Genomic DNA, 24,882 nt, shown 5'->3' with positions numbered 1-24,882 from the left:
TCCATGGCCCGCCGCAAAATTTCCGACGACGTAGGCCTCGCCGCGATCCGCTCTTGGGAGAAGGATCCAGAGGCCACCGACCGGAAGACCCGTGCCACCGCCGTGCGCTACTCCCTCGAGGAACTGGCGCATCGGGCACCGGGTAATTCGGTGGAGGTACGCGTTCCCCCTTATGGAGTCACCCAAGCGATTGAAGGGCCGCGTCACACGCGAGGGACCCCGCCCAGCGTCGTCGAGACCTCCGCCGCCACCTGGCTCGGACTCGTGACGGGCCGCCTGACCTGGACGGAGGCTCGAACCCAAGGTTCCATTGACGCGTCCGGGAACCGAAGCGATATCTCGGCGTTACTCCCCCTTTTTGCGACCCGCGTCTCGATGAAGCGTGACGCGGAAAAAGGTACCCTGAATCAATGACCGAATCACCCTCCGCACCCACCGGTTCCAGTGCGTCCCGTGACAGTTCCAGGGACAATGCGCCCTCCCGCGGCCCAGAAGAGCGCGAGATCCTCGTCCGGCGGGCGCCGTCGGTCATCGCATTTCTTGTCACAGGCTTGATTCTTGGCCTGATCGTCGCGGCCGTTTCCACAGTATTGGGGCCGCCGGATCAGATGTACACGGCCGGAGCCATCTTCGGCATGATGGCCGTGATTTTCGGAACCGCGGGTGCGGTGCTGGGTGCCGTTATCGGACTCATCGCGGACCGTCGTTCCCGCAAGAAGGCTCAACGATTCCGTGCCGTACGCCTGGATGATGATGGCCGGGAGTAACTCCTCGGTCCGAACCCTCCGGCCCGGATACACTGAACCCTGTTCGCGGTATCCGCAACACCATCACACGATCACACGGCCCATTTCAGGAAGAAGCTCCTCGTGATTCGACCCGACGGAAAACTGTCGCATGATATCCACCCCGGCGAGAAGGCTCCCCAGGATGAGTGCGGGGTGTTCGGCGTTTGGGCCCCCGGAGAAGATGTCGCAACCCTCTCCTATTTCGGCCTCTATGCGTTGCAGCACCGAGGGCAAGAATCGGCCGGCATCGCCACGAGCAACGGCGAACGGATCTCCGTATATAAAGATCTAGGGTTGGTTTCCCAAGTCTTCGACGAAACCATCCTCGGAACCCTTCGCGGGCATATGGCTATTGGCCATTGCCGATACGCCACCACGGGCGCAACCACGTGGGCCAATGCGCAGCCGACGCTCGGATCGACGCCGCATGGCACCGTCTCGTTGGCTCACAATGGCAACCTGACGAACTCGGCGGATCTCTACGACCGGCTGATCGACAAGTCGGGTTTCCCGTCGGCGGGCGAGGTTGCCCAAGGCAACACCACGGATACCGCGCTGGTGACCTCGCTCCTGGCCGAGCACCCCCACGATTCCTTGGAGGAAGCCGCGATCGAGCTGCTTCCGACGCTGAAGGGCGCTTTCTGCCTCACGTTTATGGATGAAACCACCCTGTACGCGGCGCGGGATGCGTACGGAGTCAGGCCGCTCGTCCTGGGCCGGTTGGAACGAGGATGGGTCGTCGCCTCCGAGACGGCCGCTCTCGATATCGTCGGTGCCACATTCGTCCGCGACGTCGAACCCGGCGAATTCATCGCTATCGACGAAGACGGCCTCCGGAGCCCTCGATTCGCCGAGGCCACACCGGCCGGCTGCGTCTTCGAGCACGTGTATCTCTCCAGGCCGGATGCCGTCATCAATGGACGTGCCGTCTACGAATCCCGCGTCGAGATGGGTCGTCAGCTGGCCCGGGAGCATCGGGTCGAGGCGGATCTCGTCATGCCGACACCGGAATCTGGCGTCCCCGCGGCCATCGGCTATGCGGAGGAATCCGGCATCCCCTACGGAAATGGCCTGGTCAAGAACGCCTATGTGGGCCGCACCTTCATCCAGCCGACCCAAACGATGCGCCAGATGGGCATCAAACTCAAGCTCAATCCCTTGCGCACCGTGGTGGAAGGTAAACGACTGGTCGTCGTCGACGATTCCATCGTTCGCGGCAACACCCAGCGGGCCCTGGTGCGTATGCTTCGCGAGGCGGGTGCCGCCGAAGTCCACGTTCGTATCTCGTCTCCCCCGGTCAAATGGCCCTGTTTCTATGGCATCGACTTCGCGTCGCGGGCCGAGCTCATTGCCAACGGGATGACCGTCGAGGAAATTGGCGCATCCATGGGCGCCGATTCCCTGGGCTACATTTCCGAAGACGGCATGATCGCCGCCACGCAGCAACCCCGAGAGAAACTGTGCACGGCCTGTTTCACCGGTAGCTACCCCATCGAGTTGCCCGACGCGGACCGCCTCGGAAAAAACCTCTTCGACGCCCACCGTTCGTCCCGTTCCGCCAAACGGCCCGTCGACCGACGGCCTGGAGCGTCGAATACGGACGGGTCCACGTCCACGTCCGGCATGACCCGCACCGCAGAACGCCAGATGGTTCGTGGGTCGTCATGCGATCCGGGCCCGGATTCCGATCTCGAATCCCTGGTTCTCCCCGAGGACCGAACCGACACCGACCAATAACCTCTTCGACCGTTACACGATCACCGACCCTGAAGGACCAGCGATGGCTCAAACCCACCCGACCACTTCCGGACTGACCTACGCGAGCGCAGGTGTCGACGTCGACGCCGGCGACCGGGCCGTCGAACTCATGAAAGACGCCGTGAAAGCCACACATGGGCAAGGCGTCGTGGGCGGTGTCGGCGGGTTTGCGGGTCTCTTTGACGTGTCCGCTTTGGCCCAATACACGAAGCCGTACTTGGCCACGTCGACCGACGGCGTCGGAACCAAGGTCGCCATTGCTCAGGCCCTGGATATCCACGACACGATTGGGTATGACCTGGTGGGGATGGTCGTCGACGACATCGTGGTCGTCGGAGCCAAGCCTCTATTCATGACCGACTACATCGCGTGCGGGAAGGTCGTTCCCGAGCGCATCGCGGATATTGTGCGCGGCATCGCTTCGGCTTGTTCCGTCGCGGACACGGCGCTGGTCGGTGGCGAAACCGCCGAGCATCCGGGGCTCCTCGGTGACAGCGAATACGACGTCGCGGGCGCCGCGACCGGAATTGTCGAGGCCGACGAACTCTTGGGCCCGGACCGCGTCAGGGCGGGCGACGTCGTGATCGGCATGGCTTCCTCCGGGATCCACTCCAACGGATACTCCCTGGTGCGAAAGGTCATCAACGTGGCCGGTTGGTCACTGGACCGCGAGGTCTCAGAGTTCGGCAGGACGCTCGGCGAGGAGCTCTTGGAACCCACCCGAGTCTACGCAGCGGACGTGCTGGATTTGGCTCGGACCTTCCCCGTCAACGGCGACGACGGGCAGCTGGGTCACGGGGTTCGTGGGTTCTCTCACGTCACGGGCGGCGGTCTGGCCGCGAATCTGGCCCGGGTCTTGCCGCGAGGTCTCGAGGCCCGCATCGACCGCTCGACGTGGGAGATTCCTGCGATCTTCCGCGTGGTTGCGGAGTTGGGCAAGGTCCCCCAGCCCGATATGGAGCGGACGTTGAACCTTGGGGTCGGGATGGTGGCCATCGTCGATCCTTCGGTTGCCGACGCCGCCGTCCGACACCTGAACGACCGGGGTGTCAGCTCATGGACCCTGGGTGAGATTTCCGAGGCCAATCCCCCGGAGGCCCCGAGCGTGGACTACGTTCAGGGCGCCAAGGGCGTTGACGGTGGCGCGGTGCGCCTCATCGGATCCTACGCGTAGATCCCGCGGACCCCAGACACAACATTAACGCCGCCGCGCGCGTCAACCAGCCCAATGGGCGGTTGACGCGCGCGGCGGCGTTTTCGGTAAGGACGAGCGCCCTAGACGCTATCGGTCCTCGCCAAGTTCCATATCGTATTCCTCGAAGCGCTCGGAACCTCGATCTTCGCTCGGCTGAGTCTCACCGCGCTGGGCGCGGCGCTCCTTGGCCGAACTGAGTTCGCGTTCGAGTGCCGAGTAATCGGTTTGCGGGCTGAAGTACTTGATCTCCCGCGCCTGCCTCGTTGCCTTAGCCTTTTGACGGCCGCGCCCCATGGCGTGACCCCCTCTTATCGCTCGCACCGGCGGCGCCGCAACGTGCACACGACGCACCACCGGAATGTCCGTTAATCTTCCGTGTGTTAAGGGTACATGGTTTATCGGTAGTATGCCCACCGAGGAACGTACGTGACACGGGCGTTCTCTTCCGCCCGCGGAGTGCCTGATCACGGGTCCAATTCGTCCAACAAGCCGTCAAAGGCGCGGGCCACGGGCGTTCGCCACACGACGTCGGCACGGGTATCGGCTCTCCCCGGACCACCGTTAATGATCGCCACGGGCTGATCACGGCGCATCGCGTCAAGGGCCAATCGCAGGCCGCTCATGACGGCCAAAGACGAGCCGACCACCAGCAACGATGTGCTCTCCGCCAGCAGCGAGCGCGCGTGCCTCTTGCGCTCTGCGGGCACGGGCTCTCCGAAATACACCACGTCTGGTTTCACGAGCCGAGAGTCGCACACCAAACACCCGACCATCTGGAATCGGTTAACCCATTCGCCGGTCAATTCGACGTCGCCGTCGGGGTTCACCAAGCTTGGGTCCAATTCGATGGATTCCAGATATCCCGGATTCGCGGCGCGCAACCGAGCGTCCAGACTGTGGCGCTCCTCCACCGCGCCGCACTTGAGGCAGACCACTCGGCCGAGATCTCCGTGGAGGGCGACGAGTCGCCGCGTTCCCGCCTGGGCATGAAGCCCATCCACGTTTTGTGTCACAACGCCGCTCACGTACCCCGCGTGTTCGAGTTCAGCGATCGCATAGTGAACCCGGTTGGGCATCGCTCGGTTCATGAGCCTCCAGCCCACAAATGAACGCGCCCAGTACCGGTGAGAAGCCTCCGGGTCGTGGCGGAATTCCTGATACGTCATGGGGCGGTGGCGCCGCAACGATCCGCCGGGCCCTCGATAGTCGGGAATTCCCGAATCCGTTGACACCCCGGCCCCGGTCATCACCAGAGTCGGGCCGCGACGCAGCATCTCGGCAACGCGCGGTAGGGCTTCTTCGGGCGGGGTCGCGGTGGTCGTCTCTTCGACGACGCGCGCGATAGAACGCAATGCGGCTCGGTGGGCATTGCTCCACGGCGGGTCATCACCCAGGGAACCTGTCATCACGGGATCACCATACCGCCCTTCGCATCAGCCTGGGCCCGTCCCTGACAGCGAAACGGAGGGACACTCTTTTCGGTGCCCCTCCGTCGCTCCACGACCGGGTCTAGCCCCTCACCTGACTCATCGCTCCCCGGCGTTACTGCCCGGCCGTTCCGCCGTCACGACGAGGCCGTCGTCAGCGATGTCGGGGCTGACGTCCACGTGGACGACGTCCCCGTCGTGGATCTCTCCGGACAGGATGCCCTTGGCCAAACGGTCACCGATCTGACGTTGCACCAGACGACGCAGGGGGCGGGCCCCGTAGGCCGGGTCGTAGCCCGTCATGCCGAGCCACTCGGTCGCGGCCTGGCTGACGTCCAGGACCAGACGCCGGTCTCCCAGGCGGTGCGCCAAGGCATCCACCTGCAGACGCACGATCTGCGCCAAGTCCGCGCCGGTCAGGGGGTCAAACATGATGATCTCGTCCAACCGGTTGAGGAATTCCGGCTTGAACGAGGCATTGACCACGTTCATGACCGCTTCATTCTTGGCGTCCTCATCCAGATTCTGGTCCACGAGGAACTGGCTGCCCAGGTTCGAGGTCAGGATCAGGATCACGTTGCGGAAATCAACGGTGCGCCCCTGCCCATCGGTGAGACGGCCGTCGTCCAGAACCTGCAGGAGAATGTCGAAGACCTCCGGGTGCGCTTTCTCAACCTCGTCCAGCAACACCACAGAATACGGACGACGCCGCACCGCCTCGGTCAACTGGCCGCCCTCCTCGTAACCGACATACCCGGGAGGGGCTCCCACCAGGCGAGACACCGAGTGCTTTTCGGCGTATTCGCTCATGTCGATACGCACCAGAGCGTGCTCGTCGTCGAATTGGAACTCGGCGAGGGATTTGGCCAACTCCGTTTTTCCGACGCCGGTTGGCCCGAGGAACAAGAAGGAGCCGATGGGTCGATCCGGGTCGGCCACACCCGCACGAGAACGGCGGACCGCGTCGGCCACGGCGCCCACGGCGGAGGACTGGCCGATGAGCCGCTTCCCCAGCTCCGCCTCCATGTTCAGCAGTTTTTCCGACTCGCCTTGCAGCATCCGGCCCGCCGGAATTCCGGTCCAGTTGGAGATGACCTCGGCGATGTCGTCCGCGGTGACCTCTTCCGAGACCATGGTTTCCTTATCCCGATTCGCCTGCTGGTCTTCCTCGGCCTGTGCGGCGTCGAGCTCCTTTTGCTTGGCCGGGATCTCGCCGTACAACAGGCGCGAAGCCTCGGCGAGATTTCCTTCTCGCTGCGCCACCTCCGCCTTGGAACGCATCTCGTCGATCTGCGACTTGATGTCGCCCACCTTGTTCAGGCCGGCCTTCTCCGCCTCCCAACGGGCGTTCAACGCGGTCAGCTCTTCCTGTTTGTCCGCGAGGTCGGCCCGAAGAGCTTCCAAACGCTCGATCGACGCCGGGTCAGATTCACTGGCCAGCGCCAGCTCTTCCATGGTCATCCGATCAACCTGGCGTCGAAGCTGGTCGATTTCCTCGGGCGCGGAGTCGATCTCCATGCGCAAACGGGACGCGGCTTCGTCCACGAGGTCGATCGCTTTATCCGGAAGCTGACGTCCCGTGATGTACCGATTCGACAACGTCGCGGCGGCAACAAGCGCGGAGTCGGCGATTTGTACCTTGTGGTGGGCCTCGTAGCGTTCCTTCAACCCACGGAGAATTCCGACGGTGTCTTCGACGCTGGGCTCCCCCACATAGACCTGCTGGAAACGGCGCTCCAACGCGGCGTCTTTTTCGATGTTCTCGCGATATTCGTCCAACGTGGTAGCGCCAATGAGCCGCAGCTCGCCACGGGCCAGCATCGGCTTGAGCATGTTTCCGGCGTCCATCGAGCCTTCCGACGCTCCGGCACCGACCAAGGTGTGCAGCTCATCGATGAAGGTCACGATCTGCCCCTCGGACTTCTTGATCTCGTCCAGGACGGCCTTGAGACGCTCCTCGAACTCGCCACGATACTTAGCACCGGCAATCATCGAACCGAGGTCCAGGGAGATGAGGGTCTTACCCTTCAATGACTCGGGCACGTCGCCGGACACCATGCGCTGGGCGAGGCCCTCCACCACGGAGGTCTTGCCGACGCCGGGTTCGCCAATGAGGACCGGGTTGTTCTTGGTTCGCCGGGAGAGCACCTGCACCACCCGGCGAATCTCGGAATCCCGACCGATCACGGGGTCGAGTTTGCCCGAGCGCGCGACGGCAGTCAGGTCCGTACCGTATTTCTCCAGGGACTTGAAGGTTCCCTCCGGATCGGCAGAGGTGACCTTTTGGTCTCCGCGAACCGACGGAATGGTCTTTTCGATGGCCTCGGGGGTGGCGCCAACGTCGCTCAACGCTGCGGCCGCGGGGTCGCCGTCGACCTGCGCGAGACCCCACAGCAGGACTTCGGTGGAGATGAAACTATCGCCGAGTGACGACGCCGCCTGCTGGGCGTTCTGAACGACCCGGAGCGATTGCCTAGAGAATTGCGCCTGCGCCACGGAGTTTCCGGAGGACGACGGGAGGTTATGAATGATCTCGCTGACCTGAGTGGAGAGCGGATCCAGGGAAATGCCGAGGGCTTTGAGCACGGCGACGGCCACGCCTTCTCGTTGATCCAGAAGGGCCTTAAGAATGTGGGCCGGCTCAATCTGCGGGTTTCCCGCCGTTTGAGCATTCATGGTCGCGGCGTTCAGAGCCTCTTGGCTCTTGGTGGTGAATTGAGTATCCAAGGTGGGCTCCTCATCGTTAGTAGTGGTTCAGTTGCTACGTCTTTGTTCAGCTAACTTGAGTCTACTACGCTCAAGTTCTCACGTATAGAGGTTTCCGAAAAGTTTTCCACAGGTTTTGAGCTGCCATGCCGGCCTTCGATGGCCACAGCCGCTGGCGGTCGCGTCAGTACTCGCCGTCGTTGTAGTTGAGGGAATCGAGGAGTTCATCCTCCGTTGCGGGTCGTCCGTTGGACTTGTTGGCGCTGAAACGGTCCTGCGCGAAGGCGACGATCAGCGTCGCGAAGGCCGCCACGAAGGTCAGAATGCCGAAGGTGTTCCCGAAGCCGGCGGAAAGGCCCACGAGGTCGGCACCAAAGGTTTGCGAGAGCGCGGAAACGGTTCGGCCATCGAGCCGGTCGGGAATGAGGAACCCGAAGATCGCGGCGAGAACCCAGGTGATCACTTGGAGGCTTGCCACGGTCCCCGACGTCGCCCGCGCCTCATACCGCGACGCATCCCGGCGAATGCGCCACGTCGCAACGAGCATGACGACCAGAAACAGCGGACCGACGCTCACCAAAAAGGTCACCATGAGCGAGCCGCCGGCCCCAAAGAGCGCACGCCCCGCCGTGATCCAGGCAGCACCGAGCACGCTCATCGGAAAGCCCAACCACGTCGATATACGCAACCAGGCCGAGGAACGACGACCGTCCACGAGGGGTCGAGGGGAATCCGAGGAATCGATGGTGTGCACGTCGCTGTCTGCTTTCACCCTTCCAGTTTAGGCAAGGACGGAACGACCCTCACCCGCCCGGTGGTCTTCCCAGAGACCAGTAGGCTATATCCATGACTTCACATCTTCCCGCGGCAATTTTTTTCGACCACGACGGCACTCTGGTGGACACCGAACCCTTATGGGCTCAAGCCAAGACCGAATTGGCCGAAGAATTTGGCAAGACGTGGACCGAAGAAGACACCCTCCTCTGCCTGGGCCGCCCCATGTCGGAAACCATTGACCGACTCCACGCGCTCGGCATTGATCTCTCCTACGACGAGCTCATGGAACGTTTGACGAGCGACGCCCGGGACGTCATCTCTCGCACGGCAATCCCCTTCCTCCCGGGCATCTCCGCACTTCTCCAAGAAGTGGCCGAGGCAGGGATCCCCGCAGCCATTGTGACCAATGCGACCGCCGAAATCGCGACCATGACCGCTTCTCGAGGTCCGGAGGGCTTGTTCAGAGTCGTTATAGGAAACGAAAACGTCACCTCCCCGAAGCCGGACCCCCAGCCTTACCTCCTGGCGGCTCAGAAACTCGAGGTGGATCCGGTGCAGTGCGTCGCCGTCGAGGACTCCCCCTCCGGCGTCGCCAGTGCGATGGCCGCGGGCATGAAAACGGTCGTGGTCCCCGGGATGCAACCCGTCGGTCCCCGAGAAGGAACCGTTCACTGGGATCACGAGGAATTGACGCTCGCCAAGCTCCGTGGGCTTTTCGCCAATCAGGACGCCTGACGCGCCTCCCCACTCCGGGGGTCATCGGCCTAACGACAAGGCCACGGCACGGTATAGGGTTGTCACCGGGTGGGTGACCGGCACACGTGCTCGGTGGCCCGAACCAGAAACCTCACGAAAGGAAACGACCATGGCCTTTTCACTCTCCAATGCAGCTCTTCGCGCCATCCCCGGCGCCTTCATCATTAACTCGGGGCTCGGCAAGCTGAACCTTGACGAGCAGACCGCGGGTTACCTCCAGTCCATGGCGGGCAAGGCATTCCCGGCCGTCAAGGACCTCGACGCCGCAACTTTCGGCAAGGCTTTGGCCTACTCGGAGCTGGCCGTCGGTGGCGCTCTTGTCGCTCCCTTTATTCCGACCCGTCTGGCTGGCCTCGCGCTCGGCGCCTTCTCCGGTGGCATGCTGACCATGTACTTCAAGACGGAGGAATTCACCCAGGAAGATGGCATCCGCCCCACGCAGGACGGCACCGCGATTGCCAAGGATTCCTGGCTCGCAGCGATCGCCCTGGCTCTCCTGGTGCAGACCAAGGGCAAGAAGAAGTCCAAGAAGAAGTAGTTCTCTTCTCCCCACGACGCCGCCCGCGCACCCCGCGTGATTCATCACGCATGGCGCTCGGGCGGCGTTCTGGCGGTGAGTCCGCCTTTCCCTTCGTAACCGCAATATGCCCCGGAGTGCCTGTCCCGTGAGCGACGTTCCCGCTAAATTTCATCGCCAGCCCTATTCCTTTGTTCGACGCGGCGACCGACTGACCGCCCGACGACAAAAGGCGTGGGACACGTACGCCCCGACTCACGTGCTCGAAGTCCCCCGGGAGGTCACCGATACGTCGGTGGCCGAGGGCGCGGAATTCGATCACCGCAAGATCTACGGACGCGAAGCCCCGCTCGTGGTGGAAATCGGCTCCGGTTTGGGCGAGGCGATCGTCCACGCCGCCTCGGAACACCCTGAATTCGATTACCTCGCGGTTGAGGTCTACAAACCCGGCCTCGCCGACCTGTTGCTCAAGATGAGCCAGGCCGAGGTCACCAACATCCGATGCATCCAGGCCAACGCTCCGGAAGTTCTGGACCATCTGCTCCAACCCGGGTCCGTCGACGAGATCTGGGTCTTCTTCCCCGACCCCTGGCATAAATCACGGCATCACAAGCGCCGCCTCGTCTCCCCCGCCTTCGCGGAAAAGGTCGCCCGGGTTCTCAAGCCCGGCGGCGTGTGGCGCCTCGCGACCGACTGGGAAGAATACGCCTTCGTGATGCGTGACGTCATGGAAGCCGCGCCAGACTTCGAAAACCTCTACCCCGGTGAAGGCGCCACGGAGGAAGACCCGCAGGGAGGATGGGCGCCCCGGTGGGAAGGGCGCACCCTCACGAGCTTCGAACGCAAAGCAGGCGAGGCCGGGCGCCGCGCGCACGACCTCGCCTACCGTCGCATTGAGTCCAACAACTCAGACTCGGAGCAGTAGCCTCCGAGCATCTAGGGCATGGGCCAGGGCGGCTTCCGCATGACCAGGGCCTTCGTCTTCGGCTGCGATACGGGGCGTTGTCCGCGCCCCAACCGAACGACATCGCCCCCTATAGTCGCCGCGAACACCCGGCTGGATTCCGCCAGCTTATCTTGGGTGTCCTGGAGCTCTTGAGTGAGCTCACGGACCCGCGATTGCAAGGCGTCAACCTGGTTTTCGAGTTGCAGAATTCTCTTGATGCCTTCCAGGGATACGCCCTGTTGGGAAAGATCCTGAATCTGACGTAGCCGCTCGACATCCCGCTGGGAGTACCGGCGTGCGCGACCAGGCAGTCGTGACGGTGTGACCAAGCCGAGACGGTCGTACTGCCGCAGGGTTTGCGGGTGCATTTCCGCAAGCTCCGCGGCCACGGAAATCACGAAGAGTGGCTGATTCACGTCACTGAACTGCATGGACTATCCCACCTTTGCTTGCTCCGCGAGGTCGGCCCGCGGGTCGCTCTGGCCAGAAAGCTCTGTGAATTTCTTCAGGGCTTCCTCGGCCTCCGGGGACAGATTCTCCGGCACCTGGATCTCCGGGATGACGTACAGATCCCCCGAATGTTTTGTGGTTTTCACGCCGCGACCGCGCACCCGCATTCGAGTGCCTGCCTCTTGGCCCGGCTTGAGCCGCAATCGCACGTTCGAACCGTCGGTCGTCGGGACCGAGAGGATTGTTCCCAAAGCCGCCTCCTCGAATGTCACGGGGACGCGCACGGTCAAGTTGTCGCCATCGCGCTCAAAGAACGGGTGCGGGCGCACATGGACCGTCACGATGAGGTCCGATTTTCCGCCCGGCCCAACGTTGCCTTTGCCGCGAAGGCGAACTTTTTGGCCATCCCGAACGCCTTCCGGCAATCGAATGGTCGTGCTTCGCCCGTCCGGCCGATTGACCTTGACCTTAGCTCCCTCGAGGGACTGATGGAAGTCCACCGTAATGGAGGCTTCGACGTCGGGGTTTCGAGGTGGCTGCTGGGCACCAAAGGGATTCTGCCCTCCGGAACTGAAGCCGCCGCCCCCGAAGAGGTCGGCAAAGGGGTCTCCGCCGCCTCCGTACTGAACGCGGGGCCCACCGGCACCGCCGAAGGGATTTCCGCCATACGAGCCACGGGACCGCCCGCCGCCGAACATGTCGCCGAACAAATCCTCGAAGCCGCCCGCTCCGGGCTGACCACCGGCACCGCCCGGACCGCCGGCTCCCGCGCTGAATCGCGCGCCGGAACCCATCGCGCGAATGGCGTCGTATTGTTTCCGTTCCTCAGGATCCGATAGCACGGTATGCGCCTCGGATATTTCTTTGAACTTCTTTTCGGCAGCGGCATCACCGGGATTTTGATCGGGGTGATATTTGCGCGCCAGTTTGCGATAAGCCTTCTTGATATCGGCGTCGCTAGCGTCTTTGGAGACGCCCAGAACCTTGTAGAAGTCTTTTTCTAGCCAATTCTCGCTGGCCATTGACGCCTCCTTTCAAAGCGTTTCGTCGTGATGTCCTGTTCTTGTGAAGGTAATAGATGCGAACGACGCCGAGGCCGAACCTCCGCCGTTGCGGCGAAAGTTCATGGCCTCGGCGTCGACGATTCGCGAGAGCTCACTCGCGAGGACGCTTCCGTCTCTGGGGGATTAGCCCTCTGCGACGGCCACCGCGACCTGCGCGGCCCGCAAGACGCGGTCCTTAACCTTGTAGCCGCTCCGCAGCACCATCGCGATGTGGTCCGGCTGGACCTCGCTCGTCGGTTGCTGGAGGACGGCCTCGTGAACCTTGGGATCGAATTCTTCGCCCACCTGACCGTATCGCTCGAGCCCCTGCTTATTCAGGGCTTCCTCGAACTTGGTCGCGATGGAAGCAAACGGTCCCTCGTTGAGGTCGCCAGCATTCCGCGCGGCGTCGATGTCGTCGATCACGGGCAACAGCGCGCCCACGACGTCGGCGACGACGAATTCGCGAAGCTGCTCGCGTTCCTTCTGCGACCGATTCTTAAAGTTCATGAACTCGGCCTGCAGACGGCGTAGGTCCTCGAGACGTTCGTTGGCGAGCTGCTCGGCCTCAGTGGTGGGGTCCGCGATGGGCTCCGCCTCGGCGGGATCCGCGGCGTCGTCCGCCGCGGATCCTTCTGGTTCGCCGGCCTCGGCACCTACACCCTCGGCGTCTTCCGCCGCGGGAGCTCCCTCCGCGTCAGGAGCGTTGAAGGCATCCTCGAGCGGGTCGTTTCCCTCAGGGTTAGTGGTGTCATTCGGCTCAGTCATTACTTCTTCTTCTCATCCTCATCGTCGATGACCTCGGCGTCGACGACGTCCTCATCGGCCGACGCGGAATCGCTCTCGGAGGAGCCCTCCGAAGCGGCACCTTCCTGGGCCTGTGAGTAGATCGCCTCACCGAGCTTGGTCTGGGAAGCCTGCAACTTCTCGAACGCAGACTTGACGGCGTCGTCGTCTTCGCCTTCCAGCGCCTTCTTGACCTCGTCGATGTCGCCCTGGACCTCGGACTTGATGTCCTCGGGGAGCTTGTCCTCGTTGTCCTTGAGCAACTTCTCGATCTGGTAAGCCTGGGTCTCCGCGTTGTTGCGGGTGTCCTGGGCCTCGCGGCGCTTCTTGTCGGCCTCGGCGTTCGCCTCAGCGTCCTTGACCATGCGATCGATGTCTTCCTTCGACAGCGAGGTGCCTCCGGTAATCGTCATCGACTGCTCGGTACCGGTGCCCTTGTCCTTAGCGGACACGTGCACGATGCCGTTGGCGTCGATGTCGAAGGTCACCTCGACCTGCGGCATGCCGCGGGGAGCCGGGGCAATGCCGGTGAGCTCGAAGGTTCCGAGCGACTTGTTGTCCCGGGTGAACTCACGCTCGCCCTGGAAGACCTGGATCGACACGGAGGGCTGGTTGTCCTCTGCGGTCGTGAAGGTCTCCGAACGACGGGTCGGGATCGCGGTGTTGCGCTCAATGAGCTTGGTCATCACGCCACCCTTGGTCTCGATGCCGAGGGAAAGCGGGGTGACGTCGATGAGCAGAACGTCCTTGCGGTCGCCCTTCAACACGCCGGCCTGGAGGGCGGCACCGTCGGCAACAACCTCATCCGGGTTGACGCCCTTGTTGGGCTCCTTGCCCGAGAGGTCCTTCACGAGGTCCACAACGGCGGGCATACGGGTCGAACCGCCGACCAGCACCACGTGAGCGATGTCGGAAACCTTGACGTTGGCTTCGTCGATCACGTCGTGGAACGGCTTCTTCGTGCGGTCCAGCAGGTCCTGGGTCATGTCCTGGAACTTCGCGCGGGAGAGCTTCTCGTCCAGGTGGATCGGGCCATCGGCGGTGACCGACAGGTACTGCAACGAGATGTTGGTCGAGCTGGCCGAGGAGAGCTCCTTCTTGGCCTGCTCGGCGGCTTCCTTCAAGCGCTGCAGAGCGATCTTGTCGTTGGAGAGGTCTGCTCCGGTCTTCGACTTGACCTGCTCGAGCAGCCAATCCACGATGCGCTGATCCCAGTCGTCGCCACCGAGGCGGTTGTCACCGGCAGTCGCGCGAACCTGAATGGTCGAGAAGCCGTCGTCGTCCTTGCCCACTTCCAGCAGGGAGACGTCGAAGGTGCCGCCACCCAAGTCGTAGACCAGGATGAGCTCGTCTTCGTTGCCCTTGTCCAGGCCGTAAGCGAGGGCCGCGGCGGTGGGCTCGTTGACGATGCGCAGAACGTTCAAACCAGCGATCTCGCCGGCTTCCTTGGTCGCCTGACGCTCGGCGTCATTGAAGTACGCCGGAACCGTGATCACGGCATCCGAAACGGTGTCGTTCAGGAAGGCCTCGGCATCTGCCTTGAGCTTCTGGAGAATACGAGCCGAAATCTCCTGAGCGGAGTACTTCTTCTCGTCAATGTTTTCGGTCCAGGTGGTGCCCATGTGGCGCTTCACGGAAGCAATGGTGCGATCCACGTTGGTGACGGCCTGGCGCTTGGCGATGTCGCCGACCAGAGTTTCGCCGTCCTTGCCGAAGGCAACAACAGACGGGGTGGTGCGAGCGCCCTCGGCGTTCGCGATGACCACGGGCTCGCCGCCTTCGAGGGCTGCGACACAGGAGTTGGTCGTTCCGAGGTCAATGCCTACTGCACGTGACATATGGTTTTCTCCTTTTCTTAATCCGAAACCGGGTCCGGGGAGGATCCGCACGAAATGATCATGTGCGAGTCGCCCCACTTTGAGCACCCGGAGGTCTCACTTCTTGAGTTGTCCTGACTCAAGTCTGCCACACATCCGACACCTGTCAAGAGAGTTGAGCTAACTAGACTCAACTTTATTATGCGTACCGGTGGCCACCTCTGAACATTGGCTTCGCTCCGCCCTCGTTCAGCCACCAGCCGCGGGTAGGGTGGTGTACATGTATCGCATCGTGACTGTTTGCACCGGCAATATTTGCCGTTCCCCCATGGCGGAGTACCTCCTCCGTCGGGCCGCCGAAGAATCGGGTCTGGACGGCGTGGTGGTCGATTCGGCCGGGGTGAGCGACGAAGAACAGGGCAATCCCATCGATCCGCGAGCGCGGAAAGTTCTCGCGCGCTTGGGCATCGATACGCAGGATCATTCGGCTCGCCAGGTCACGCGCCGAGACCTGGCGGATTGCGACCTCGTATTGGCCCTCGACCTTCCGCACGAAAAGGCCCTGCGCCGCATGGCGTCGGACGAGGAACAGGCCAGCAAGATTCATTTGCTTCGGGAATTCGATCCGGCCGTCAGCGACCAAGCACACGAAGACTTGGGAATTTACGACCCCTGGTACGGCGACGCATCGGATTTCGAGGCCACCTTCGCCATGATCCGCGACGCCGTGGATGGCGTGATCGAAGAGGCCTCAGGTGATCCGCGGGCGCGCTCCGCGAGCGATCACTCCGACGGCGCATGAGCCTCCGCCGGCGGCATCGGCCCCTATGGGTGGTGCCGTCCTACACCATCACGTCCGAGGATGAGTCCGCCATTTGGAAAGCCATCCGGCGCGAGTACGAGGCATTTACGGGCCCGGGTCCGTTCATCGTGACCATCGACGGCCGCTCCGGCTCCGGAAAATCACGGCTTGCCGAGCGGCTTTTAGACCGCGCCCGCGCCGACGTCTCGCCGAAATCGGAGCTATTCCACTTGGAAGATCTGTACCCGGGCTGGGAAGGCCTGGCCGCAGGCGTGGACCACTATGCCGCCATGCTGAATCAACTCCTCACCGGCCACGACGCCGCCTGGAACGCCTGGGACTGGACCCGCGGCCAGGCTGAAGAAGCCCAACGCACGGTCTCAGCGAGCGTGCCTTTCCTCATCGCCGAAGGAGTGGGAGCCTCAGCCCCGGGGCACCCCGAGGTGAGCGGCCATTTCGGTCTGTGGTTACACGTGGAAACTCCCGTGCGCCGGTTTCGCGCGCTTCGTCGCGACGGCGACCTCTACCGGCCATATTGGGCGCTCTGGGCGGACCAAGAGGCCAAGCTCTTCGACTCCTGACCGTTGTTTGAGCCGCCCTCAGGAGAAAAATTTGCCATGGCGGACCGAATGAGGAGTTTAATGAGAGCCATGACACCCACCGTTGTTCGCATTGATGCACACTCACCTCAGGGTCGGCTCCTCGACGCGTCGCAACCGATCATCGACGTCGAAGACGAGGGCTACACCCGAGGCGACGGCGTCTTCGAGACCATGCTGTGCGTGGATGGAGCCGTTCGTAAGTTGCCGCGGCACCTCGCTCGCCTCGACCACTCGGCACAGCTCCTCCAGGTCTGGAATCCGGGAGAAGATTCGTGGCGTGCGGCCCTCGACCTGGCCTTGCAGTCGGCAGCCGAAGGAACCACGACGTCGCTCGGCCGTGAGCACACGGTCAAATTGCTCGTGAGCCGAGGCGTTCCCTCCGAGCAACCGTATGGTTTGGTCATCGTGAGCCCTGTCCCCGCGTCCACCATCACGCAACGCACCGACGGGGTGACCGCGCTTCTTCTTCCTCGAGGTCATGACCCGGCCGAAGACACCTCCTTGCCGTGGTTGCTCTCGGGGGCTAAAACCCTGTCGTACGCCATCAACATGGCAGTCCTGCGCTACGTCAGAACACTGGGTGCCCAAGAGGCCGTTTTCATCGGTACCGATCGCCGGATTCTTGAAGGAGCGACGAGCTCTGTGATCGTGGCGCACCGCACCGAATCGGGAGTGCGAATCTCTACGCCCGAACCCAACCACGGAATCCTTCCCGGCACCACGCAGGGAGCGATCTTTGCTGGTGCCCGCGATGAAGGTTGGGAGGTCAGCTTCGGCCCGCTGTATCCCGCAGATCTCATGGAGGCCGACGCCGTCTGGCTCGCTTCTTCGGTCCGGTTGCTCGCCCCGGTGACTCAACTCAACGGACAGGCCTTGGCCACGGATGACCAGTTGACGCTGACGCTCACCGAATTCTTGAGAACCCGATGAGCAACGTCGCGCCGTCGGGCCGATAGCTTCCCTTAAGCGAGACCATCCGGATGCCCGCCGCAAGGGGTCGGGGCATCCGGATGCCCGTGCCGGGAGGCCAGATTTAGACCGCGGCCAGGGCCCGCACCGGAGATTCCTGTGCCCTCTTCCGGGCCGGAATGGCGGTCGCAACGCCGGTGATGAGGGCGCACCCTGCTACCACCGCAATCAATACTCCCCACGGCGGAGTCGGGCCAAAGAATTGCACGCCGTCAACCGAACCGAACATGCAGTAGGTTCCGACCCAGCCGTAAAACACGCCCAGCGGTATGCCGAGGCAGGCCGCCGAGATTGTCAGTTGGCCGGTCTCGCCGAGAATCATGCGCCACATTTGCCCGATCGACAGTCCGACCGTGCGAAGCATGCCCAACTCAACACGACGCTGCATAATGGCCGCCCGCATGTTATTCGCGACGCCGATCACCGCGATGATCACCGCGAACGCGACCATGCCATAGACGAACAGGAGGACGTTATCGATCATCTGCGACATCAACATGACCTCACCTTCGTCGTAGACGCCGCTGTCAGCCATGGAACCCATCACCGATTTCACGGTCGAGCCCACGGTCCCGAACATCACTACCAGGGTGATGCCGATGACCAGACTCATCGAGATTCGGGCCGAGCGCAGCGGGTAACGTCGAGCGTTGCCGACCGCCATCCGACCTGACGTTCCGTGACCAACCAGGAGACCGGACAGGCCAAAGAACGGGGGCATGACCCAGGCGGACCCCAGTGCTATTCCTGCAAAGGAAAGCAACCCTCCGAAAACGGCGGAGAGAATGGAAATGGGCGATTCGGACGCGGACACGATGCCGGCTCCGAGGAAAAACGCTCCCAAGACCACCAGCGCGATCGACATCCCGAGCATGGGCTTACGACGGCGAAGTTCGCGCCCCGAAGGTTCGACGCTACGACGTGTTCCTTCCAGCGGCGAGACCGACAGCACCGGACGGGCGCCGTTCCATGCAGCAACCCAGCTGGTCAGCACCACAAGCAGTGCGGGAGCCAAGCACCACGGGTTGAACGCTGTGGATTCCAAGTCCGTGCCTGCATTTTTGGCCTCCGCCCATAGAGCAAGAAGCCACGTCACGATGCCGCCGAGCACGAGCCCCACGGCCGAACCCAGGGCACCGATGAGCAATCCTTCGGCCGCAATGCCCCGTCGTAATGCCGACGCTTTGGCACCGATCAGCCGCATCAAAGCCAGCTGATGGGTGCGACCCGCGACAACGATGGAGAAAGTATTGGCCACCACGATCGACGAGACAAACAGGGCGATGGCGAAAAAGGTCATGGTGGTCATCAACAGCATGACCAAGAGGGTTCCGCCTGCTTCCCCGGTAGGGTCGAGGATCTTCCGGAGTAACCCCACAGAACCGATGAGTCCGGAACCGAACATCGCTCCCACGATGACGACCAGGAAAGTTGAAATGTGCTGTTGGGGATGACGAGTGAGTTCTCTCAAGGCATCCTTCACGTCAGTTCACCTCCAAGGAGAGCATCCGCTGCGCGATCTCCTCGGCACGGGACGGGCCATTGCTCTGATAGACAATCTGCCCGTCCGCAAGGTAAACCACGCGGTTGGCGTGCGAGGCCGCTTTGGGGTCGTGGGTGACCATCACGATGGACTGTCCGAGCTCTTGGGAGGCCATGCGCAACAGCTGAAGAACCTCCAGGGCCGAGCGGGAATCGAGATTGCCCGTCGGCTCATCGGCGAGGATCAAAGCGGGACGGGTGGCCAGCGCGCGGGCGATCGCCACTCGTTGCTGCTGACCTCCAGACAATTCGCTGGGACGGTGCCTCAACCTCTCCGAGAGTCCGAGCCGCTGGAGCAATTCGTCGATCCACCGTTTTTCCATGGCATCGGGGGTGCGACCGTCCAACTCAAACGGCAAGAGGATGTTTTCACGGACATCCATGGTGGGCATGAGGTTGAAGGCCTGGAACACGAACCCCACGCGGCGTCGGCGCACCTCGGTGAGGGCGGCGTCGTCGAGATGGGTAATTTCCTGGTCCCCCACCCACACGCGGCCCTTCGTCGGAGATTCCAACCCAGCCATGAGATGCATCAGTGTTGATTTCCCAGACCCGGAGGGGCCCATGACCGCGACGAATTCGCCGGCATGTACTTCAAGGTCGACGTCCTTGACCGCGGCCACGGCCTGGTCGCTCGTCCCGTAGATCTTGCTCACGGTTTCGGCCCGGGCAATGGGCATGGCGCTCGAGGCCCCCTGCCCGTGCGTCGTTGGCTCGTGAGTTTGCTGACTCATCTGGTCTCCCTCGAATCTCGCTGGTGATGTCACCCTCTACTGTTCCGCGTACGGAGCGAACACACAGTGGAGCGGAGAGGATAGCGAGGTAGAGGCAGTTCTACTCTTGCCGGTCGGGTTTCCTACAGCATGTCGAGGGGAGGACGGCGCATCCTGGGGCCATATCAGTGGAAAAACCGGTACACGCCCAAGGCCCATGAGGTGCCGATGGCGACTGCGGGGATGGCAATGCCCACGCACAGGGCGACGACGTCGCGCCAGGAATACGTCGGTCGATTGACCCAAGTCCGCGGTCCGGCACCGAAACCGCGGGCCTCCATCGTGACGGCCAAGCGGCTCGCCCGTCGCAGAGATTGGACGATCAAGGCGAAGGCTTGGGACCCGAACCCGGTGATCCGCCCGATCAGGCCGCGGTCCGATCCCAGTCCTCGCGCTCGCCGGGCTGCGGCTAGGGTTTCCCATTCCGCGATCACGATCCCCACCAGGCGGAACGCCGCCACGGCGGAGAGGACAAAGCGCGCCGGCAATTTGAAGGTCTGAGCCAGAGCATCACCGATCTCGCGGGCATCGGTGGTCAAGAGCAATAACACCGAGATCATCGCGAGGACTCCCCCGCGCAAGGCGATCGCAACGCCAGCGTTGAGGGAATCGGAGGTGAGCAGCAAGGGGCCCAGTTCGAGGAGGTGCTGGCCCGTTTTCGGTGCCAATATCGCCGTCGCCCAACCGCTGAAGAGTGCCGCGAGAAATACGGGCCACAAACGAACAACGATGTTCCAGGGGTTGATTCTGCTCGAGGCCATGACGGCCACGAGGGAGGCCCCTCCGATAGTCGCGGTCAGCCAGTCGGCGCTGACGAGGAAGGAGGCCGTCAGCAGGAGACCGAGAGCGAGTTTGATCGCGGGGTTGACCTTGCCCAGGCCGGAATGCGCCGCGACCGCTGGATTCATGACGTCCATGCCGAACTCCTCTCTCCCCTGACGACCTGGGGCTCGGGGGCGGATGCGGCTCCCACCCGAAATTCGCGGCCTCCGAGGGCTGCCACGAAATCGGCGTCGTGGGTCACCGAAACGACGGCGACTCCGGCCTTCAAGGTCTGACGGAGAAGGTCGACGAGGCTGGCCCACGTGGTTGCGTCCTGCCCAAAGGTCGGCTCATCGAGAATCAGGATTCTCGGCTGGGTCGATAACGCGGTGCCCACCGAAAGACGACGTTTTTCCCCGCCAGAAAGGGTAAAAGGATTGGCGTCGGCCACGTGGGCCAGGCCCAACCGCTCCAGGAGTTCGGTCGCCCTCTCTTCAGGGTCGACCGTTCCGCGTGCGGATTCGCCCGGATCGTGGCTCGTGAGCTCGGCACCCAGGCGAAGTTCGTCACGGACGGTGGATCGCACGAATTGGTGCTCGGGTTCTTGGAAGACCATGCCAATTCGGGCGATGAGCTGCGTCGATGACCAACGACCGGGATCCCACGAGGGCCGTCGCCGTGAATTGATGGGTATCCCCTGGTCGAGCTCCCGTAACGGGTCGCACGCGCCGACCCAGCCCTCGGCCGGTTCCAACAGCCCCGCGAGCGTCAAGGCCAACGTGGATTTTCCGGCACCGTTCGGCCCGGTGATGGCCAGGTGCTCCCCCGCACAGACCTCGAGGTCTATTCCTCGGGCGGCTACGGGAACATCGCGGAGCGCAGGAACCGGATCATTCGGAGAACCCAGCACGGCACGACGTCGGGCGCGAATCCACCGACGGTCTGCCGGATGCCTCGAGACCCCCAGGCCTTCCGCGCGAAGCAGGGGCACGGCGGCGTCGGGGACGACGTCGTGCTCTGGGGTGCGCGGCGTGTACCCGGGAACCCACACCCCCGCATGAATCAGCTCGTCGCGCGCTTCGCCCAAGACTTTACGCGGCGGCCCGTCATGTCGAATTCCGCCACCTGCGTCCAGAACCACGATGCGGTCCACGTGGTCGGCCCAGACCTCGACCCGATGTTCGACGACGATCAGGGTCGAACCGTAGGACTCGACCGCCTTCAGGACCGAATCGCGCACCTCGAGGACGCCGTCCGGATCGAGATTGGCCGTGGGCTCATCGAGAAGCAGAAGCGCGGGCTCCATCGCCAAGATTCCGGCGAGGCCGAGTCGTTGCTTTTGACCGCCCGATAACGCGGAAGTCGGGTGGTCCCACGGGAGGTCCAACCCGACGGCGTCGAGGGCCTTCCGGCAGCGCGGCACGATCAGTTCCGGATCCACGCCAAGATTTTCGGGTCCGAACGCGAGATCGTCTCCAACCCGGGAGAGGACGATCGATGATTCCGGGTCTTGTTGCATGAGGCCGATACGGCCCCGCGCGTCTCGGGGCTCCACGCCATCGATCAGGAGCGTTCCACTGGAGGCGTCGTCGTCCTCCAGCACCCCCGCCATCGCGTGCAGCAAGGTGGATTTTCCCGCACCAGAGGGTCCGAGGAGAAGGACCTTTTGCCCTTCGGAAATCTGGAGGTCCACCCCCGAGAAGGCGGGAGATTCGCGGTCCGCATGCCACCAAGAAAAGTCGCTGGCCTGAACCGTCGCCCCCACCGCCGTCACGCCCGAGCTCTCCGGCTCCGGGCGTCCCGACCGGCCGCGACCGACGAAAGCACCCCCGTCGATACGAGCGCCCGAGTCAGGGCCCACGCCAGGAACCCGGCGATGACCAGACCCGAGATGACGCCGAAGATCGCGTAGGTGATCTTGAACTGTGTTTGCCAGAAGGCGTAATACATCGCGATCTCGCTGACGGTCATGAACAGGCCCGAAACGGCTCCGGCCAGCAGCGCGATGGGAAGCTCAAAGCGGCGGTATCGGAAGGCCGCGAAAACGACTTCCGCGCCCAAGCCCTGCACGAGCCCGGAGATGAGGACGGCGAAGCTGTAATGAGTTCCCAACAGCGCCTCAACGAGTGCCCCGAGAATTTCGCAGTAAAGAGCTGCGCCCGGTTTGCGGATGACGAGTCCTCCGAGAACCCCAGCGATGAGCCATCCCCCTCCAATGAGACCGGACAAGGGCGGGAAACCGACCGTCACGGTGCCGATCAACGGGGCGACGCCGTTCGACCAGATCCAAAAGATGACGCCGCACACCACGGCGAGAACCGAGGCAATGACGATATCGATAACGCGCCACGAGCCTCGTGGGGAGGTTTTGGATGGCGCCTTGGGCGATGATGCGTTCACGGTAAATCCTCCTGGAATTGCGGTCAGGAGGGGAGGCCTTGCCCGAATTCTCTTTCGGGAACACCCGAGATCTCGACTCCCTACGCCGGTGCTAACCGGATCAGGTCGAGGGTCTGCTTGCGCACTCTCAGCCTCGATTGAGGCTCCCCTGTCGTGTGGTGAACTCGGACCATCCTAACGGATCACGAGAGGGACGGAGAATCTGCGTGCGTTTGAGACAAAGCCATTGGCCTGCGATTAGGCTAGAGGAAGCTGCACATGACCGGCCGAAATATCGTCCGACAATTACAGGAGATTCGTATGAGCAATCCCGTCATCAAGATCGGTTCCACCGTGGCTTCCCTGGGTGGAGTTTTCGCCGCCAATAAGATCATGACCCTCGGTTGGAAGAAGATCACCGGCAACGAGCCGCCCGCCAACAACCCGGACCCCGAAGAAAGCCTTCGTGACGTCATCATCTGGACCGCCATCAGCGGCGTCGTCGCCACGCTGATCAAGATTGGCGTCACCCGGGTTGCCGCCCGGATGGAAAAGAATGAAGACATCGAGACCGGCGGCCAGGCCGAGGTCTAACCGTCCCCTTCTCAAGCTAACGCCGATGGGCGCGTGACGTTGTCACGCGCCCATCGGCATTGTTGTCAGGATTGCCGAGGCTCTTGTTCGTCCGGCTTGTCTAATCCCGCGGTATCCGCGTCAACCTCTCGAGGCTCGGGCGCGGCCTCGGCCGGAGCCTGCTCTTGTTCCTCTTCGCGGTTCATCTGCTCGACGAGGTCGGCCAACTCGTTGACGGTCAACGACGACGCCGCGAAGTGCCGGTTCCGGAATCCGGACCGACCGACCATGTGCGAGGAAACCGGCGTCGCGAGCATCTGCAAGGTCCAGGCCAAAATGAGCGCGGGGACGAGGCTCCAACTCCGGGCGGCGATTCCCATGCCGAGGAGTAAGAGAAACAAGCCGAAGACCTGAGGCTTTGCACCGGGGTGCAGGCGCGACAGCACATCGCTGAACCTCATGATGCCGAGTGCGGCCCCCAAGGACATGAGGCAACCGACGATCAGACATGCTCCCGTGAGAATGTTCAGAACGGTGTCCAACATCTATCGCTCACCCCCTGAAGGCTTCTGATCCGAAGGGTTCTGACTCTGGCCGAGGGACGACGCCGATTCTTGGCGTGTCGAGGCACTGGCGTTATATCCGCCGACGGCGTCTCGGGCGAGATCTTCACGTTCCCGCTTGTTATTCGCGAATCGAGAGACCGTCACGGACCCCAAGAAGCCGACAAGGGAAATGACGATGAGCAAGGTGACATTCTCGTAGCTGTCCCGATTGACCATGTCGATGACCAAACCGGCACCAACGATGGCGAGCAGAACGTCCGAAGCGATCACTCGGTCCAAGAGCGAAGGCCCCTTGGCCAGACGGTAGATGGTTCCGATGGCTGCCAACACCAGAATGATGCCGCAGATCACCATGACGACTTTCATGGCTTCTCCTCACCGAGGGTGCCGGATTTGAGGGCTGCATAGCTCTCCCGGGTACCCATCACCCGAATCACATAGGCCTCGATCTTGCGAACGCTGTTCTGGAATTTCGTGACGTCCTCCGCGGACTCGATGTTGATCACGTGGAAATAGATCGTTGCATGACGCCGGTCCACCTCCACGACGAGCGAGCCCGGGATCAGGGACACGATATGACCCACCACCGTGATGAGGAGGTCGCTATTGATGTCCAATTGGGCCGAGACGACCGCGGATCTGGGTGCTCCCCGTGGCCTCACAGCGAACCACAGAATCTCGAAGCTTGCGACCGCGATCCACCAGATGAACTTCATGGCCAATACGAAAGCCCACAGTGGATTGAACCGCCCGGACAATTGCACCGGCGGTAGGTAGAAGACGCGGACCAAGATGAATGCCAGAATCAGGCCGAAGAGCAAGTTGCCGGGAGAGAAATCCCGCCAGAGGGCGCCCCACACCAGAACGAGCCACACCAACAGCGGAAGTTCCGTACGGAAGGTATTTTTGGGCCTGATGCGAGGGGCCCGGTGCGCGGACGGACTCATG

The 24,882-nt window shown here is 62.8% G+C and carries 27 protein-coding genes and 1 riboswitch; of the genes, 11 read left to right on the top strand and 16 right to left on the bottom strand.

The features are described from left to right. Positions 1-3: 3 nt before the first annotated feature. From B9Y51_RS06230 to purM, 4 genes are all read left to right on the top strand, one after another. The gene (locus B9Y51_RS06230; RefSeq protein WP_048683740.1) at positions 4-414 is read left to right on the top strand and encodes a sterol carrier family protein; all 411 of its coding nucleotides are present in this window, start codon (positions 4-6) and stop codon (positions 412-414) included. Further along, the gene (locus B9Y51_RS06225) at positions 411-767 is read left to right on the top strand and encodes a hypothetical protein (RefSeq protein ID WP_085529166.1); all 357 of its coding nucleotides are present in this window, start codon (positions 411-413) and stop codon (positions 765-767) included. Before B9Y51_RS06230 ends, B9Y51_RS06225 begins: the two co-directional genes overlap by 4 nt. A gap of 102 nt (positions 768-869) precedes the next feature. Continuing rightward, the gene (gene purF / locus B9Y51_RS06220; RefSeq protein WP_085529165.1) at positions 870-2,525 is read left to right on the top strand and encodes an amidophosphoribosyltransferase; all 1,656 of its coding nucleotides are present in this window, start codon (positions 870-872) and stop codon (positions 2,523-2,525) included. Between the two features lie 43 nt (positions 2,526-2,568). After that, positions 2,569-3,720, top strand: a complete 1,152-nt coding sequence (gene purM / locus B9Y51_RS06215) for a phosphoribosylformylglycinamidine cyclo-ligase (protein WP_048683744.1) — start codon at positions 2,569-2,571, stop codon at positions 3,718-3,720. A gap of 108 nt (positions 3,721-3,828) precedes the next feature. Here purM and B9Y51_RS06210 read toward each other — a convergent pair whose 3' ends face one another. The 4 genes from B9Y51_RS06210 to B9Y51_RS06195 form a co-directional block, all read right to left on the bottom strand. Further along, positions 3,829-4,035, bottom strand: coding sequence for a DUF3073 domain-containing protein (locus tag B9Y51_RS06210; protein ID WP_048683747.1), 207 nt, complete (start codon positions 4,033-4,035; stop codon positions 3,829-3,831). Positions 4,036-4,205: 170 nt separating this feature from the next. Next, positions 4,206-5,147 (bottom strand): Sir2 family NAD-dependent protein deacetylase, encoded by a 942-nt coding sequence (locus B9Y51_RS06205; RefSeq protein WP_085529164.1) that lies wholly within the window; start codon positions 5,145-5,147, stop codon positions 4,206-4,208. A 120-nt stretch (positions 5,148-5,267) separates the two neighbouring features. Continuing rightward, positions 5,268-7,895 carry an ATP-dependent chaperone ClpB gene (gene clpB / locus B9Y51_RS06200; protein WP_085529163.1) on the bottom strand — a complete coding sequence of 876 codons (2,628 nt, stop codon included), beginning with the start codon at positions 7,893-7,895 and terminating at the stop codon, positions 5,268-5,270. 163 nt (positions 7,896-8,058) lie between these two features. After that, a complete protein-coding gene (locus B9Y51_RS06195) occupies positions 8,059-8,646 on the bottom strand; it encodes a hypothetical protein (RefSeq protein WP_085529162.1) in 588 nt (195 codons plus the stop codon). Between the two features lie 74 nt (positions 8,647-8,720). Between B9Y51_RS06195 and B9Y51_RS06190 the strand changes: the two genes are divergently transcribed. From B9Y51_RS06190 to trmB, 3 genes are all read left to right on the top strand, one after another. Then, positions 8,721-9,386 carry an HAD family hydrolase gene (locus tag B9Y51_RS06190; protein ID WP_173834741.1) on the top strand — a complete coding sequence of 222 codons (666 nt, stop codon included), beginning with the start codon at positions 8,721-8,723 and terminating at the stop codon, positions 9,384-9,386. 130 nt (positions 9,387-9,516) lie between these two features. Continuing rightward, the gene (locus B9Y51_RS06185; protein ID WP_048683758.1) at positions 9,517-9,945 is read left to right on the top strand and encodes a hypothetical protein; all 429 of its coding nucleotides are present in this window, start codon (positions 9,517-9,519) and stop codon (positions 9,943-9,945) included. A 106-nt stretch (positions 9,946-10,051) separates the two neighbouring features. Next, positions 10,052-10,849, top strand: a complete 798-nt coding sequence (gene trmB, locus B9Y51_RS06180) for a tRNA (guanosine(46)-N7)-methyltransferase TrmB (protein ID WP_085529160.1) — start codon at positions 10,052-10,054, stop codon at positions 10,847-10,849. 11 nt (positions 10,850-10,860) lie between these two features. Here the strand turns inward: trmB and B9Y51_RS06175 are convergent, their stop codons facing one another. The 4 genes from B9Y51_RS06175 to dnaK all read right to left on the bottom strand — a co-directional run bounded on the left by B9Y51_RS06175 (position 10,861) and on the right by dnaK (position 14,987). After that, a complete protein-coding gene (locus B9Y51_RS06175; protein WP_048683765.1) occupies positions 10,861-11,301 on the bottom strand; it encodes a heat shock protein transcriptional repressor HspR in 441 nt (146 codons plus the stop codon). A 3-nt stretch (positions 11,302-11,304) separates the two neighbouring features. Further along, the gene (locus B9Y51_RS06170; protein WP_048683766.1) at positions 11,305-12,342 is read right to left on the bottom strand and encodes a DnaJ C-terminal domain-containing protein; all 1,038 of its coding nucleotides are present in this window, start codon (positions 12,340-12,342) and stop codon (positions 11,305-11,307) included. A gap of 165 nt (positions 12,343-12,507) precedes the next feature. After that, positions 12,508-13,131, bottom strand: a complete 624-nt coding sequence (locus tag B9Y51_RS06165) for a nucleotide exchange factor GrpE (protein WP_048683768.1) — start codon at positions 13,129-13,131, stop codon at positions 12,508-12,510. Continuing rightward, positions 13,131-14,987: a molecular chaperone DnaK gene (gene dnaK, locus B9Y51_RS06160; protein ID WP_085529159.1), complete on the bottom strand. Its 1,857-nt coding sequence runs from the start codon at positions 14,985-14,987 to the stop codon at positions 13,131-13,133. The genes B9Y51_RS06165 and dnaK overlap by 1 nt, the downstream gene beginning before the upstream one ends. Positions 14,988-15,177: 190 nt before the next feature. On the opposite strand from dnaK, the gene B9Y51_RS06155 reads away from it, so the two are divergent. From B9Y51_RS06155 to B9Y51_RS06145, 3 genes are all read left to right on the top strand, one after another. Then, on the top strand, positions 15,178-15,768 hold the full coding sequence (locus B9Y51_RS06155; protein WP_342742325.1) for a low molecular weight protein-tyrosine-phosphatase: 591 nt from the start codon (positions 15,178-15,180) through the stop codon (positions 15,766-15,768). Beyond that, positions 15,765-16,349, top strand: coding sequence for a nucleoside/nucleotide kinase family protein (locus B9Y51_RS06150; protein ID WP_126855563.1), 585 nt, complete (start codon positions 15,765-15,767; stop codon positions 16,347-16,349). The genes B9Y51_RS06155 and B9Y51_RS06150 overlap by 4 nt, the downstream gene beginning before the upstream one ends. Positions 16,350-16,418: 69 nt before the next feature. Then, complete coding sequence (locus tag B9Y51_RS06145) at positions 16,419-17,300, top strand: aminotransferase class IV (RefSeq protein ID WP_085529157.1); 882 nt, start codon at positions 16,419-16,421, stop codon at positions 17,298-17,300. Between the two features lie 103 nt (positions 17,301-17,403). Here the strand turns inward: B9Y51_RS06145 and B9Y51_RS06140 are convergent, their stop codons facing one another. The 5 genes from B9Y51_RS06140 to B9Y51_RS06120 all read right to left on the bottom strand — a co-directional run bounded on the left by B9Y51_RS06140 (position 17,404) and on the right by B9Y51_RS06120 (position 22,816). After that, entirely contained in the window at positions 17,404-18,822 is a 1,419-nt protein-coding gene (locus tag B9Y51_RS06140) for an FtsX-like permease family protein (RefSeq protein ID WP_085529156.1), read from the bottom strand. Position 18,823: 1 nt separating this feature from the next. Continuing rightward, positions 18,824-19,561: an ABC transporter ATP-binding protein gene (locus B9Y51_RS06135; protein WP_048684071.1), complete on the bottom strand. Its 738-nt coding sequence runs from the start codon at positions 19,559-19,561 to the stop codon at positions 18,824-18,826. 218 nt (positions 19,562-19,779) lie between these two features. Then, a complete protein-coding gene (locus B9Y51_RS06130) occupies positions 19,780-20,571 on the bottom strand; it encodes an energy-coupling factor transporter transmembrane component T family protein (protein ID WP_143468015.1) in 792 nt (263 codons plus the stop codon). Continuing rightward, entirely contained in the window at positions 20,559-22,190 is a 1,632-nt protein-coding gene (locus B9Y51_RS06125; RefSeq protein ID WP_143468014.1) for an ABC transporter ATP-binding protein, read from the bottom strand. The genes B9Y51_RS06130 and B9Y51_RS06125 overlap by 13 nt, the downstream gene beginning before the upstream one ends. Then, complete coding sequence (locus B9Y51_RS06120) at positions 22,187-22,816, bottom strand: ECF transporter S component (RefSeq protein ID WP_085529155.1); 630 nt, start codon at positions 22,814-22,816, stop codon at positions 22,187-22,189. Before B9Y51_RS06120 ends, B9Y51_RS06125 begins: the two co-directional genes overlap by 4 nt. Positions 22,817-22,876: 60 nt before the next feature. Then, positions 22,877-22,976: riboswitch (TPP riboswitch) on the bottom strand. Positions 22,977-23,116: 140 nt separating this feature from the next. On the opposite strand from B9Y51_RS06120, the gene B9Y51_RS06115 reads away from it, so the two are divergent. Beyond that, a complete protein-coding gene (locus tag B9Y51_RS06115) occupies positions 23,117-23,389 on the top strand; it encodes a DUF4235 domain-containing protein (RefSeq protein ID WP_048684078.1) in 273 nt (90 codons plus the stop codon). 65 nt (positions 23,390-23,454) lie between these two features. Here B9Y51_RS06115 and mnhG read toward each other — a convergent pair whose 3' ends face one another. Genes mnhG through B9Y51_RS06100 form a run of 3 tightly spaced genes read right to left on the bottom strand, consistent with a single transcriptional unit; the run spans position 23,455 to position 24,881 of the window. After that, positions 23,455-23,913: a monovalent cation/H(+) antiporter subunit G gene (gene mnhG / locus B9Y51_RS06110; RefSeq protein ID WP_065424335.1), complete on the bottom strand. Its 459-nt coding sequence runs from the start codon at positions 23,911-23,913 to the stop codon at positions 23,455-23,457. Beyond that, positions 23,914-24,300: an MrpF/PhaF family protein gene (locus tag B9Y51_RS06105; RefSeq protein WP_065424336.1), complete on the bottom strand. Its 387-nt coding sequence runs from the start codon at positions 24,298-24,300 to the stop codon at positions 23,914-23,916. It lies immediately after the preceding gene. Then, positions 24,297-24,881: a Na+/H+ antiporter subunit E gene (locus B9Y51_RS06100; RefSeq protein ID WP_085529154.1), complete on the bottom strand. Its 585-nt coding sequence runs from the start codon at positions 24,879-24,881 to the stop codon at positions 24,297-24,299. The genes B9Y51_RS06105 and B9Y51_RS06100 overlap by 4 nt, the downstream gene beginning before the upstream one ends. Position 24,882: the final 1 nt, after the last annotated feature.

The organism is Kocuria massiliensis, assembly GCF_900169715.1.
Classification (GTDB): domain Bacteria; phylum Actinomycetota; class Actinomycetes; order Actinomycetales; family Micrococcaceae; genus Rothia; species Rothia massiliensis.
Note: the sequence above shows the minus strand (reverse complement) of the source record. Positions and strands in the feature narration are given on the sequence as shown.

What these genes read in the sequence shown, in the direction of transcription:
- B9Y51_RS06230 (WP_048683740.1), top strand. Translation starts at nt 4, where the DNA reads ATGGCCCGCCGCAAAATTTCCGACGACGTAGGCCTCGCCGCGATCCGC.
- B9Y51_RS06225 (WP_085529166.1), top strand. Translation starts at nt 411, where the DNA reads ATGACCGAATCACCCTCCGCACCCACCGGTTCCAGTGCGTCCCGTGAC.
- purM (WP_048683744.1), top strand. Translation starts at nt 2,569, where the DNA reads ATGGCTCAAACCCACCCGACCACTTCCGGACTGACCTACGCGAGCGCA.
- B9Y51_RS06210 (WP_048683747.1), bottom strand. Translation starts at nt 4,035, where the DNA reads ATGGGGCGCGGCCGTCAAAAGGCTAAGGCAACGAGGCAGGCGCGGGAG.
- B9Y51_RS06205 (WP_085529164.1), bottom strand. Translation starts at nt 5,147, where the DNA reads ATGACAGGTTCCCTGGGTGATGACCCGCCGTGGAGCAATGCCCACCGA.
- B9Y51_RS06190 (WP_173834741.1), top strand. Translation starts at nt 8,721, where the DNA reads ATGACTTCACATCTTCCCGCGGCAATTTTTTTCGACCACGACGGCACT.
- B9Y51_RS06185 (WP_048683758.1), top strand. Translation starts at nt 9,517, where the DNA reads ATGGCCTTTTCACTCTCCAATGCAGCTCTTCGCGCCATCCCCGGCGCC.
- trmB (WP_085529160.1), top strand. Translation starts at nt 10,052, where the DNA reads ATGCCCCGGAGTGCCTGTCCCGTGAGCGACGTTCCCGCTAAATTTCAT.
- B9Y51_RS06175 (WP_048683765.1), bottom strand. Translation starts at nt 11,301, where the DNA reads ATGCAGTTCAGTGACGTGAATCAGCCACTCTTCGTGATTTCCGTGGCC.
- B9Y51_RS06170 (WP_048683766.1), bottom strand. Translation starts at nt 12,342, where the DNA reads ATGGCCAGCGAGAATTGGCTAGAAAAAGACTTCTACAAGGTTCTGGGC.
- B9Y51_RS06165 (WP_048683768.1), bottom strand. Translation starts at nt 13,131, where the DNA reads ATGACTGAGCCGAATGACACCACTAACCCTGAGGGAAACGACCCGCTC.
- dnaK (WP_085529159.1), bottom strand. Translation starts at nt 14,987, where the DNA reads ATGTCACGTGCAGTAGGCATTGACCTCGGAACGACCAACTCCTGTGTC.
- B9Y51_RS06150 (WP_126855563.1), top strand. Translation starts at nt 15,765, where the DNA reads ATGAGCCTCCGCCGGCGGCATCGGCCCCTATGGGTGGTGCCGTCCTAC.
- B9Y51_RS06145 (WP_085529157.1), top strand. Translation starts at nt 16,419, where the DNA reads ATGACACCCACCGTTGTTCGCATTGATGCACACTCACCTCAGGGTCGG.
- B9Y51_RS06135 (WP_048684071.1), bottom strand. Translation starts at nt 19,561, where the DNA reads ATGCCCATTGCCCGGGCCGAAACCGTGAGCAAGATCTACGGGACGAGC.
- B9Y51_RS06130 (WP_143468015.1), bottom strand. Translation starts at nt 20,571, where the DNA reads ATGGACGTCATGAATCCAGCGGTCGCGGCGCATTCCGGCCTGGGCAAG.
- B9Y51_RS06115 (WP_048684078.1), top strand. Translation starts at nt 23,117, where the DNA reads ATGAGCAATCCCGTCATCAAGATCGGTTCCACCGTGGCTTCCCTGGGT.
- mnhG (WP_065424335.1), bottom strand. Translation starts at nt 23,913, where the DNA reads ATGTTGGACACCGTTCTGAACATTCTCACGGGAGCATGTCTGATCGTC.
- B9Y51_RS06105 (WP_065424336.1), bottom strand. Translation starts at nt 24,300, where the DNA reads ATGAAAGTCGTCATGGTGATCTGCGGCATCATTCTGGTGTTGGCAGCC.
- B9Y51_RS06100 (WP_085529154.1), bottom strand. Translation starts at nt 24,881, where the DNA reads ATGAGTCCGTCCGCGCACCGGGCCCCTCGCATCAGGCCCAAAAATACC.